We start from the raw sequence: 12,125 nt of genomic DNA on the forward strand, positions 1-12,125 counted from the left end.
TCAGCTGGACACATCGCCGTCTGGCTGCATTTTAAACATACAGCCAGTCCATCTTAAAGAAAGAGGGTACGCTATGTCGCAAAAAGACAATAGTATTCTACAAGAGCATATTCAAGAGAAGTTGAAAAATCGAAGAAAACCATTGAAAAGAGAAAAGCAAGAATTTAGTATCATTGCGGCTTTTGGTGCCATTCTCTTTTTAATCACAGTCATCGTGACGTTGGTCATGCAATTAGGCCATTTCTTTAAATAGAGTTAATGACTAAAAAATACGATTAAAGGAGGTGAGGTCTATGGTTTGATCCGAATCCCTCTTCAAAAATCCTGGAAATTAAAAAGAAGAGGAAAAAGTCGTTTCTTTGTTAGCGTTCATGAGGTTAACAAAGTCATCCTATTTTTGAAAAAGAAAGGACAACAATGTTTAGAAGTAAAGATTATAATAAAGACTTCAAGATTGTCGACGAGAAAAAGCGTTATAGGCTTTATAAGTCGGGTAAGAATTGGGTTAAGGCATCGAATTCCCAGTTGGATCTGTTCCGTGTGGGTGGCATGAGTGAGGTTGTCTCCTCAGGCTTATCTCAGACAGAAGAACTGGATCATGATGCAAAAGGATTTAAAACCCTAGCAGGTTTAGGAGGTATCCTAGCCGCCGGGGCCGGTGGTTTCTTAATAACGCAAGAAAACACAGTCTATGCGGAAGAAAACACCGAGCAAACAGAAGACAAGGCTGTCATCGCACCAAGTGCGCAGCCAGAAGCTAAGGCAACTAATCAAAATGCGATTATTGCCCAAGCGGAAGCAGAAGCAAAAAGTGCTCAAGTATCTACCAGCATTCAAGCTTCTCAGGTAGCAGAAGAAGCATCACTGCAATCCTCAGTTTCTCTTAGCACTTCAACTAGTGTGTCTGTCAGCAACTCTGTGTCTGCTAGTCAGTCACTATCCGCCTCAGCCTCAGCTCAGTCAGAAGTGACTTCTGTTAGTGCCAAGGCAGAAAGCAAGGCAGTCACAAGCAACGCTAGCCAATCAAGTGAAAGTACTTCTGTAGTGAGTGCTTCAGCACAGACAAGTGAGAGTGTCGCAACTTCTCAAACCGAACAAACCAGCACGAGTATTTCCCTTTCTAGCCAAGCGCCACAAAGCAGCCTGAAGCCAAATGCGGCTGTGTCTAAGCTAGCAGGTCTAGTGGGTATCCAACGTGCTGATACTCAAGCAGCTGTTGGTCGGACCACCTTCTTTGCGGCAGGACATGCAGCGACTCGCTCAGCGCGTAACCGTCGTGATTTGAACGGCGGGAATGATACAGGTATCGGAACAGTTAACCCAACGACCTTTGAAGGGACGCTTGCACCAGCATCAGTCGGAGCTGGCTATTCACAAGATATTAGAGTAGCCGATAGAGACGGTGTTCAAGAAAGTGCTATTACTCTCTCAAGCGGTCGGGATCAATTAACAGCTCTTGGACTGAGATTCTCTTCTAAACCGGGAGCTTTCACGATTTCAGGAACACCTACTCAATCTGGCTATGCTCGCTTTGAAGTGACCGTTATTGATGACAAAGGTGCGAAAACCACCCAGATGTTTGAAGTTGGTGTTATGCCAAAGCAAATCACACCAGATAGTACCGGTGTGGAAAAACCCACAATTTTTGAAGGCACTTTGAAAAATGCAAAAGTTGGACAAGGTTATAATCAAGATATTGCGGTTAAAGATGAAGATGGTATCGCTGAACAAAATATCACACTGATAAGTGGAAGAACGGAATTAGAATCTGCGGGTCTTCAGTTCTCAACCAAGACAGTAGGTGGTATTCGCTATATTACGATTTCTGGTATGCCAACTCAATCTAGAGTAGTGACTTTGGTTGTGAAGACTACGGATAATAAGGGAGCGATTAGTACTCAAACCTTTAAGTTAGCCATTAATCCAGCCAGCGGTACAGCACTTGAGACACCGAAGAAAGGTCTAGAAGCCAAAGATATCGTTGGTGATCTAGGGATTGGGCAAAAAGACAGACGCTATAGTGACTTCTTGTTGGCTGCAGGCGCAACCAATATGTCTGTCACTTCAGGCAACCTGCCAGATGGCCTCACTGCACGTTGGGACGCAACGACACAACGTCTCTATATTGAAGGAACTGCGACAAGAGCAGGAAACTTTAATTTTACAGTCACAGCGACCGATGCAGAAGGTAATACCGTCTCTCAAAATCGTGGCATCACCATTAATATCCCAGCAGCTAAGACCGGTATTGATGCGACAGCTGTCAATGGTCAATTTATCGCAGGTCAAGTCAATGAAGCTTATAGTGACTCTATCACAGTTGCTGGAGCAGTCAATGCTGAGGTTATCAGTGGTAACTTGCCACCAGGTTTGACAGGAAGCTATGATTTAGGTACGCAGACCTATACAGTGTCTGGTACACCGACTCGGGCTGGAAATTATAAGTTTACCCTGAAAATTACTAACCCAGATGGTATGACAGCTACAGTAGAGCGGGTGATTTCGATCGTCTTGGTTAACAAGCCAACTCCTCTTCAAAGTAATGCTATTCAAGGTACCTTTAACAATGCTGTCAAAGGTCAGCCTTACAGTAGCTTCATCAATGTCGGTGGCGATGCTAACCGAGTAGAAGCGGTCGGACAATTGCCAGCAGGCTTGACAGCGCGCTGGAGCCAAAGTGAGGGACGTTTTTATATTGAAGGTACTCCAACTGAGGCTGGCTCTAAGACCTTTATCGTGCGGGCAACCAATGCCAATAACACCAGTGTCGAAGTTTCTCGAACGGTCACTGTTCTGAACAATGTTGGTGATTCAAGTTCTGTCACACCAGCTAGCAAAGGGGAAACCAACCCTACTACTTTCTCAAAAGATGCTTTAGCAGCTGGCGTTGTCGAAAAAGAGTATACGGAAGCGGTAACAATTAATGATTCAGACGGCATCACCAACTATCAGACTCAGGTTCAGTTGACCGGTGGTGAAGACCAGCTGAGAGAGTACGGTCTGCGCTTTGCAGTACAAAAAGCTAATAATGGTACTTTAACGTTTAACCTGTCTGGTACACCGACAAAAGCTGGCTATGTAGACTTTGATGTGACGGTGACAGATAACAAGGGTGCGGTCACGACCCAACACTTCACGATGACAATCAATCGTCCAATCGTTTGGCAGGAAACACCGCAAGGACAAAGAGGGAAAGATAATCCAACTTCCTTTAGTAATCCGAATTTTTCTAATGGTACTGTCGGACAACAATATAATCATACAACGCTTATTCGTGATCAGGATAATGAAACAAGTACTAGTCGATCTTGGTTTACAGGAGGCGCGAGTTCTTTTAGAACTCACTATGCTGAGACAAAGCTTCCAGGAGAGATTCTTTTAGATTATGTTGGAGACAATGCTAGTGGTAGAGATATTAGTCAAACCAATGCCAAAAATTCTGCTAGTCAATATGTTGGATTGGCCTCTGGTCAAGATAGTCTAGCTGCTGTTGGTCTAAGGTTTGAAGTGACCTATGGTGATGTCCGTAAGGTGGAAGATAGCTCTGAGCAGAGAGCTAACGCTGACTCACCAAGTGAAAGAAGATGGTTTCGATACTATCCAAAGTATGTTGGTAAACCAGGATTCAAGATTACAGGTACACCAACACGATCTGGCGAAGTTTCTTTCCAAGTTTGGGTTAAAGATGGTAAAGGGAATAAGATTATCCAAACATTCCGCTTTATGGTCAACGTACCTGAGGATAACAAAAGAGATCAAAACAGTGGTTCAGATAATACTAGCCGGATTAGCTATCAGGGGGCTTACCAAACTGCTCGTGTTGGACAGCCATATTCAAGCGCAATTACTATAAGAAATGCGACGACTGCTACGGTTAATAGTGTTCTGCCAAGCGGCTTGACTGCGACTTGGGATCAGACTTCTGGTCAACTGCAGATCTCTGGTATTCCAGCTCAAGACACTGATGGCAACTATCCAATCTCCATCACAGCGACAAATGCCAGTGGTCAAAGTATGACCTTTACACGGACTCTAACCGTTTTACGGACAGATAAACCAAAACCTGTCTTGACAAGCGATACCTTTGATGGTGATTTCCGTACAGCCGTTCTAGACACTCCGTACAGCCATTACATCAATGTCAAAAATGGTGCTCAAATCGCTAAAGTCGAACGAACAGCAGGTGTCCTGCCAGAAGGAATTACCGCACGATGGGATAATGATAACAAGCGCTTCTATTTAGAAGGAATTCCAAAACAAGACGGTAGCTTTAACTTTACCTTAACGGCGACAGATATCAATGGCTATCAAGTAAGTAAATCTTACTATATCAATGTTATCTTGATTGAAAAAGATAAGCCAGCGGCGACCAATGTTGTCTTTGACGATAAAGGCTTTAAAACAGCTCGACAAGGACAAGGTTACAGCGATTATGTTACTGTTAATGGTGGCGCTGTTAGGGCAGAGATTGAAGCCAGCACCTTACCAGATGGTTTGACGGCTGTATGGGACGCTGGAACAGGCCGCGTTTATGTGGAAGGTATTCCAAGCCGTGCTGGAAACTACCGTGTCCTCATCACAGCGACAGATGCCAATGGAAATAAGACTAGTACGACTAAGACTCTGACGGTCTTACTGCCAGAGAAACCAACTGTCAAGAGCACAGTTACTTTTGGCTCAGAGCAGTTAGCAACCGGTAGAAAGGGTCAACCATATAACACCTATATTACTGTCAATGGAGCAAAAACTGTTACTATTACAGAAGGTACGCTACCGTCTGGTGTAACAGCTAGCTTTGACTCGGCTAGTGGTCAGTTTAAGTTCACGGGGACTCCAACGCAAGTTGGTAACTTTGAACTTATGATCACAGCGACCGATGAAGCTGGAAACAAGGCGACCTTGAAGAGAAACCTTACTATCCTTCAACCTGACCAAGAAACTACGAAGTCAACTATCAAATTTGGTCCAGAAAACTTTGCCATTGGTAAGAAAGGTGAAGGATACAGCAGTCACCTGACCGTGACGGGTGCAGCGACAGTGACGATTACAGAAGGTGCTCTGCCTCCAGGAGTAACTGCGACCTTTGATGCGGCTAATAATCAATTTAAGCTATCTGGAACTCCAACCCAAGCGGGGGATTATCCAATTACGATTACAGCAGTTGATTCGGCTGGTAATAAAGTAGTTACCAAGAGAGTTGTCGCGATTCATAGTGATGTGAAAGACCAAGTGGCGCCAAATACAGTTTATAATATGTTTGGTGATAGTGGCCTCCCTAATGGTACTGTGAACCAAGATTATGAAGGCAATATTAGACTGAATAAGGCCTCAACTGTTACTGTAACCGGTGGTACTTTACCAAGTGGCTTGTCAAGTAGATGGATTCCTGCACTGAAAACCTTTAGAATTACAGGTACACCGACTCAGGCAGGTCTTGCTAGCATTGATTTGACAGCAACAGATGAGCAAGGAAACCAAGTAACCAAAACCTTCAAGTTCCACATCTTAAATCCTGGCGAAACCAAGGCAAATGAAGTGGATCATCCAAGCGTCTTCACTAAAACCCTTTATGACTATGGTCGAGCACCATCTACAACACCATTGGTTTCAGATGGTGTCGTTGGAACAGCTAAAAACGATACGGTCTATATACACGATCAGGACAATGGAGGCACGACAAATTCTTACTATGATTCATGGCCTTCACAGGATAGTGCAAAGAGGGCTGTTAGGATCATTTCTGGGCGTGATCAATTAAATGATTTGGGATTAGAGTTTGAGGTTGATGCGACTCACGTTGGTAACGGTAATTATGTTCCATACTTCCGTATCACAGGTAACCCAGTTGCTTCAGGTTATGTCAGTTTTGTCGTCCAAGTCACAGATGCAAAAGGCAATGTAACCAAACAAACCTTTAACTTCAAGGTGACACCAAAAGAAACGGTAGCTGACCGTCCAACGACCTTTGATAAAAATGCTGGCATAACAGAAAACCTGGATGGTCCGAATGATGGTTCTTTCACAAATCGTACAGTTGGAGAAAATAAATCTGAGCAAGTCTATGTCCATGACCAAAATAATTCAATTAATGTAAGTTATAGGCCAGGTTATGTAGGTTATCGCTATGGTGGCTGGCCAACTGAGGCAGAAGCCAAAAATTCTGTTAGCATAACAGATGGACTAGCTAGTTTAACTGCGGTGGGATTAACCGCAACAATTAAAAGTGGAGTATATGGTAACAACTTTATACCATATATTGAGGTAGCAGGCACTCCAACGGCTTCAGGCCAAGTCAGCTTTACCGTTAAAGTGACAGATGCATCGGGTAATGTTACATTCCAAACCTTTAAGTTCAATGTCAATGTCCCAGACAAGGCAAGTCAAGATAAGCCTAATGCACCAACAACCTTTGATAAAAATGCTCTCATAACAGAAGGCCAGAATGGTCCGAATGATGGTTCTTTCACAAATCGTACAGTTGGAGAAAATAAATCAGAGCAAGTCTATGTCCATGACCAAAATAATCCAGGATATTATACTTGGAAGCGGTTTTATTATGGTGGCTGGGAAACTGAGGCAGCAGCCAAAAATTCTGTTAGCATAACAGATGGACTAGCTAGTTTGGCTGCGGTGGGATTAACCGCAGAAATTAAAGCTAAATATGAAGGCAACTTTATACCATATATTGATGTAACAGGCACTCCAACGGCTTCAGGACGCGTCAGCTTTACCGTTAAAGTGACAGATGGATTAGGAAATGTTACGAATCAAATCTTTAGCTTCAATGTCAATGTACCGGATAAAACGACAGCTAATCATGCTAGTACTTTTGATAAAACGGTATCTAATGCAACAAATGATGCAGTTGTTCCGAATCCAACGGTCGGTCAATCATATAATCAAAAAATTTATGTCCACGATGCGGACAATACCCGTGGTCATTACTGGGGCAATCAAACAGCTGCCCAGAATGCCATTCGCTTAGTTAGCGGTGGTGATACTCTGACAGCTCTTGGACTGACCTTTGAAACAGGAGTTGAGGCTAGTGGTTATTATGGAAATCAGTATACTCCTTATTTCAGAATTCATGGAACACCGAGAAACTCAGGAAATATCAGCTTTGTGGTCGAAGTAACTGATGAACAAGGTAACGTGACTCGTCAAACCTTTAACTCCGCTTCCAACCGTGATAATGCTCAAAATCCGGGGGCTGAAGGTGAGTTTGACATGACATCACTGCGGAACTCACTCAGTGTCTACCGTAACTTGAGTAACAACACCTCGCGTTGGGTCAGCCAGCACTCTGTATCGCTTTCTCAAAGCGCTTCAGTATCGGCTAGTCGTCGCGACTCAGCAAGCTTGAGTAACAGCATTTCGGCATCCATCTCAGGCAGCCAAAGTGCATCGATCTCAGTAAGTAGCAGCGTAAGCGCATCAATTAGCGCGTCTAACTCAGTAAGCGCAAGCAACTCTGTATCTGCATCAATTTCAGGATCGATTTCTGCAAGCAACAGTGCTTCAGTATCAGTAAGCAACAGCGTGAGCGCATCAATTTCAGGATCGATTTCTGCAAGTCAAAGCGCTTCAGTATCAGTAAGCAACAGCGTAAGCGCATCAATTTCAGGATCGATTTCTGCAAGTCAAAGTGCATCAGTATCAGTAAGCAACAGCGTGAGTGCATCAATCAGTGCATCGAACTCAGCAAGTACATCAGTTTCTGTAAGTAACAGCGTGAGTGCATCAATCAGTGCGTCGAACTCAGCAAGTGCATCAGTTTCTGTAAGCAACAGCGTGAGCGCATCAATTAGTGCATCGAACTCAGCAAGTGCATCAGTTTCTGTAAGTAACAGCATGAGCGCGTCAATTAGTGCATCGAACTCAGTAAGCGCAAGCAACTCTGTATCTGCATCAATTTCAGGATCGATTTCTGCAAGTCAAAGCGCTTCAGTTTCTGTAAGTAACAGCGTGAGCGCGTCAATTAGTGCATCGAACTCAGTAAGCGCAAGCAACTCTGTATCTGCATTAATTTCAGGATCGATTTCTGCAAGTCAAAGTGCTTCAGTATCAGTAAGTAACAGCGTGAGTGCGTCTATCAGCGCGTCAAATTCAGTAAGCGCAAGCAACTCTGTATCTGCATCAATTTCAGGATCGATTTCTGCAAGTCAAAGTGCTTCAGTATCAGTAAGTAACAGCGTGAGTGCGTCTATCAGCGCGTCAAATTCAGTAAGCGCAAGCAACTCTGTATCTGCATCAATTTCAGGATCGATTTCTGCAAGTCAAAGCGCTTCAGTCTCAGTAAGCAACAGCGTGAGTGCGTCAATTAGTGCATCGAACTCAGTAAGCGCAAGCAACTCTGTATCTGCATCAATTTCAGGATCGATTTCTGCAAGTCAAAGCGCTTCAGTCTCAGTAAGCAACAGCGTGAGTGCGTCAATTAGCGCATCGAACTCAGCAAGCGCATCTGTATCTGTAAGCAATTCAGAATCTGCATCAGTATCAGTAAGCAACAGTGTGAGTGCGTCAATTAGCGCATCTAACTCTGTATCAGCGAGCGAGTCAGCATCAATTAGTGCATCGAACTCAGCAAGCGCATCTGTATCTGTAAGCAATTCAGAATCTGCATCAGTCTCAGTAAGCAACAGCGTGAGTGCATCAATTAGCGCATCTAACTCTGTATCAGCGAGCGAGTCAGCATCAATTAGTGCATCGAACTCAGCAAGCGCATCTGTATCTGTAAGCAATTCAGAATCTGCATCAGTATCAGTAAGCAACAGTGTGAGTGCGTCAATTAGCGCATCTAACTCAGCGTCAGTAAGTGCAAGTGAATCTGCATCCATCAGCGTATCTAACTCAATTAGTGCGAGCCACAGTGTTTCTATCTCCTTGAGTAATGGTGGTAGCACTGCAGCAAGCCACAGCGCATCTGTCTCAGTAAGCAACAGCGTGAGTGCATCAATTAGCGCATCGAACTCAGCAAGCGCATCTGTATCTGTAAGCAATTCAGAATCTGCATCAGTCTCAGTAAGCAACAGCGTGAGTGCATCAATTAGCGCATCTAACTCTGTATCAGCGAGCGAGTCAGCATCAATTAGTGCATCGAACTCAGCAAGCGCATCTGTATCTGTAAGCAATTCAGAATCTGCATCAGTATCAGTAAGCAACAGCGTGAGTGCATCAATTAGCGCCTCTAACTCAGCATCAGTAAGTGCAAGTGAATCTGCATCTATCAGCGTATCTAACTCAATTAGTGCGAGCCACAGCGTCTCTATCTCCTTGAGTAATGGTGGTAGCACTGCAGCAAGCCACAGCGCATCAGTCTCAGTAAGCAACAGTGTGAGTGCGTCAATTAGCGCAAGCAACTCTGTATCAGCGAGCGAGTCAGCATCAATTAGTGCATCGAACTCAGCAAGCGCATCTGTATCTGTAAGCAATTCAGAATCTGCATCAGTCTCAGTAAGCAACAGCGTGAGTGCATCAATTAGCGCAAGCAACTCTGTATCAGCGAGCGAGTCAGCATCAATTAGTGCATCGAACTCAGCAAGCGCATCTGTATCTGTAAGCAACAGCGTGAGTGCATCAATTAGCGCATCTAACTCAATTAGTGCGAGCCACAGCGTCTCTATCTCCTTGAGTAATGGTGGTAGCACTGCAGCAAGCCACAGCGCATCAGTCTCAGTAAGCAACAGCGTGAGCGCATCAATTAGCGCCTCTAACTCTGTATCAGCGAGCGAGTCAGCATCAATTAGTGCATCGAACTCAGCCAGCGCATCAGTCTCAGTAAGCAACAGCGTGAGCGCATCAATTAGCGCCTCTAACTCTGTATCAGCGAGCGAGTCAGCATCAATTAGTGCGTCTAACTCAGCAAGCGCATCTGTATCTGTAAGCAATTCAGAATCTGCATCAGTCTCAGTAAGCAACAGTGTAAGCGCGTCAATTAGCGCAAGCAACTCTGTATCAGCGAGCGAGTCAGCATCAATTAGTGCATCGAACTCAGCAAGCGCATCTGTATCTGTAAGCAATTCAGAATCTGCATCAGTCTCAGTAAGCAACAGCGTGAGTGCATCAATTAGCGCCTCTAACTCAGCATCAGTAAGTGCAAGTGAATCTGCATCTATCAGCGTATCTAACTCAATTAGTGCGAGCCACAGTGTTTCTATCTCCTTGAGTAATGGTGGTAGCACTGCAGCAAGCCACAGCGCATCAGTCTCAGTAAGCAACAGCGTGAGCGCATCAATTAGCGCCTCTAACTCTGTATCAGCGAGCGAGTCAGCATCAATTAGTGCATCGAACTCAGCAAGTGCATCAGTCTCAGTAAGCAACAGTGTAAGCGCGTCAATTAGCGCAAGCAACTCTATGTCAGCGAGCGAGTCAGCATCAATTAGTGCATCGAACTCAGCAAGCGCATCTGTATCTGTAAGCAATTCAGAATCTGCATCAGTCTCAGTAAGCAACAGCGTGAGTGCATCAATTAGCGCAAGCAACTCTGTATCAGCGAGCGAGTCAGCATCAATTAGTGCTTCTAACTCAGCAAGCGCATCTGTATCTGTAAGCAACAGCGTGAGTGCATCAATTAGCGCATCTAACTCAGCATCAGTAAGTGCAAGTGAATCTGCATCTATCAGCGTATCTAACTCAATTAGTGCGAGCCACAGCGTCTCTATCTCCTTGAGTAATGGTGGTAGCACTGCAGCAAGCCACAGCGCATCAGTCTCAGTAAGCAACAGCGTGAGCGCATCAATTAGCGCCTCTAACTCTGTATCAGCGAGCGAGTCAGCATCAATTAGTGCATCGAACTCAGCCAGCGCATCAGTCTCAGTAAGCAACAGCGTGAGTGCATCAATTAGCGCAAGCAACTCTGTGTCAGCGAGCGAGTCAGCATCAATTAGTGCGTCTAACTCAGCAAGCGCATCTGTATCTGTAAGCAATTCAGAATCTGCATCAGTCTCAGTAAGCAACAGCGCGAGTGCATCAATTAGCGCATCTAACTCAGCGTCAGTAAGTGCAAGTGAATCTGCATCTATCAGCGTATCTAACTCAATTAGTGCGAGCCACAGTGTTTCTATCTCCTTGAGTAATGGTGGTAGCACTGCAGCAAGCCACAGCGCATCAGTCTCAGTAAGCAACAGCGTGAGCGCATCAATTAGCGCCTCTAACTCTGTATCAGCGAGCGAGTCAGCATCAATTAGTGCATCGAACTCAGCAAGCGCATCTGTATCTGTAAGCAACAGCGTAAGTGCGTCAATTAGCGCCTCTAACTCTGTATCAGCGAGCGAGTCAGCATCAATTAGCGCAAGCAACTCTGTGTCAGCGAGCGAGTCAGCATCAATTAGTGCATCTAACTCTGCATCAGTAAGCGCAAGTACTTCAGCATCAGTAAGTGCAAGTACTTCAGCATCAGTAAGTGCATCTAACTCTGCTTCAGTAAGCGCAAGTACTTCAGCATCAGTAAGTGCATCTAACTCTGCATCAGTAAGTGCATCTAACTCTGCTTCAGTAAGCGCAAGTACTTCAGCATCAGTAAGTGCATCTAACTCTGCATCAGTAAGCGCAAGCACAAGTGCATCAGTAAGTGCAAGTACTTCAGCATCAATCAGTGCATCTAACTCCGCTTCAGTAAGCACAAGTACTTCAGCATCAGTAAGTAACTCTGTATCAGCAAGCACAAGTGCATCAGTAAGCACAAGTACTTCAGCATCAGTAAGTGCATCTAACTCTGCATCAGTAAGTGCAAGTACTTCAGCATCAGTAAGTGCATCTAACTCTGCATCAGTAAGCGCAAGTACTTCAGCATCAGTAAGTGCAAGTACTTCAGCATCAGTAAGTGCATCTAACTCTGCTTCAGTAAGTGCAAGTACTTCAGCATCAGTAAGTGCATCTAACTCTGCATCAGTAAGCGCAAGCATCTAACTCTGCATCAGTAAGTGCATCTAACTCTGCTTCAGTAAGCGCAAGTACTTCAGCATCAGTAAGTGCATCTAACTCTGCTTCAGTAAGCGCAAGCACAAGTGCATCAGTAAGTGCAAGTACTTCAGCATCAATCAGTGCATCTAACTCCGCTTCAGTAAGCACAAGTACTTCAGCATCAGTAAGTAACTCTGTATCAGCAAGCACAAGTGCATCAGTAA

General features: G+C 44.7%; 2 protein-coding genes and 1 pseudogene. 2 read left to right on the plus strand and 1 reads right to left on the minus strand.

Going from position 1 to position 12,125, the window contains the following annotated elements; genetic code table 11:
* Nucleotides 1–73: 73 nt before the first annotated feature.
* On the plus strand, nucleotides 74–253 hold the full coding sequence (locus tag HMPREF9182_RS09535) for a hypothetical protein (protein WP_009755069.1): 180 nt from the start codon (nucleotides 74–76) through the stop codon (nucleotides 251–253).
* Between the two features lie 164 nt (nucleotides 254–417).
* Entirely contained in the window at nucleotides 418–11,907 is an 11,490-nt protein-coding gene (locus tag HMPREF9182_RS10785) for a KxYKxGKxW signal peptide domain-containing protein (RefSeq protein WP_009754823.1), read from the plus strand.
* On the opposite strand, the pseudogene HMPREF9182_RS10790 reads toward HMPREF9182_RS10785, so the two are convergent.
* A pseudogene (locus HMPREF9182_RS10790) lies at nucleotides 11,887–12,125 on the minus strand (hypothetical protein); the annotation flags it as partial. The gene HMPREF9182_RS10785 and the pseudogene HMPREF9182_RS10790 sit on opposite strands and share 21 nt — an antisense overlap.

The organism is Streptococcus sp. oral taxon 056 str. F0418 (assembly GCF_000220065.1).
Taxonomy (GTDB): domain Bacteria; phylum Bacillota; class Bacilli; order Lactobacillales; family Streptococcaceae; genus Streptococcus.

What these genes read in the sequence shown, in the direction of transcription:
- HMPREF9182_RS09535 (WP_009755069.1), top strand. Translation starts at nt 74, where the DNA reads ATGTCGCAAAAAGACAATAGTATTCTACAAGAGCATATTCAAGAGAAG.
- HMPREF9182_RS10785 (WP_009754823.1), top strand. Translation starts at nt 418, where the DNA reads ATGTTTAGAAGTAAAGATTATAATAAAGACTTCAAGATTGTCGACGAG.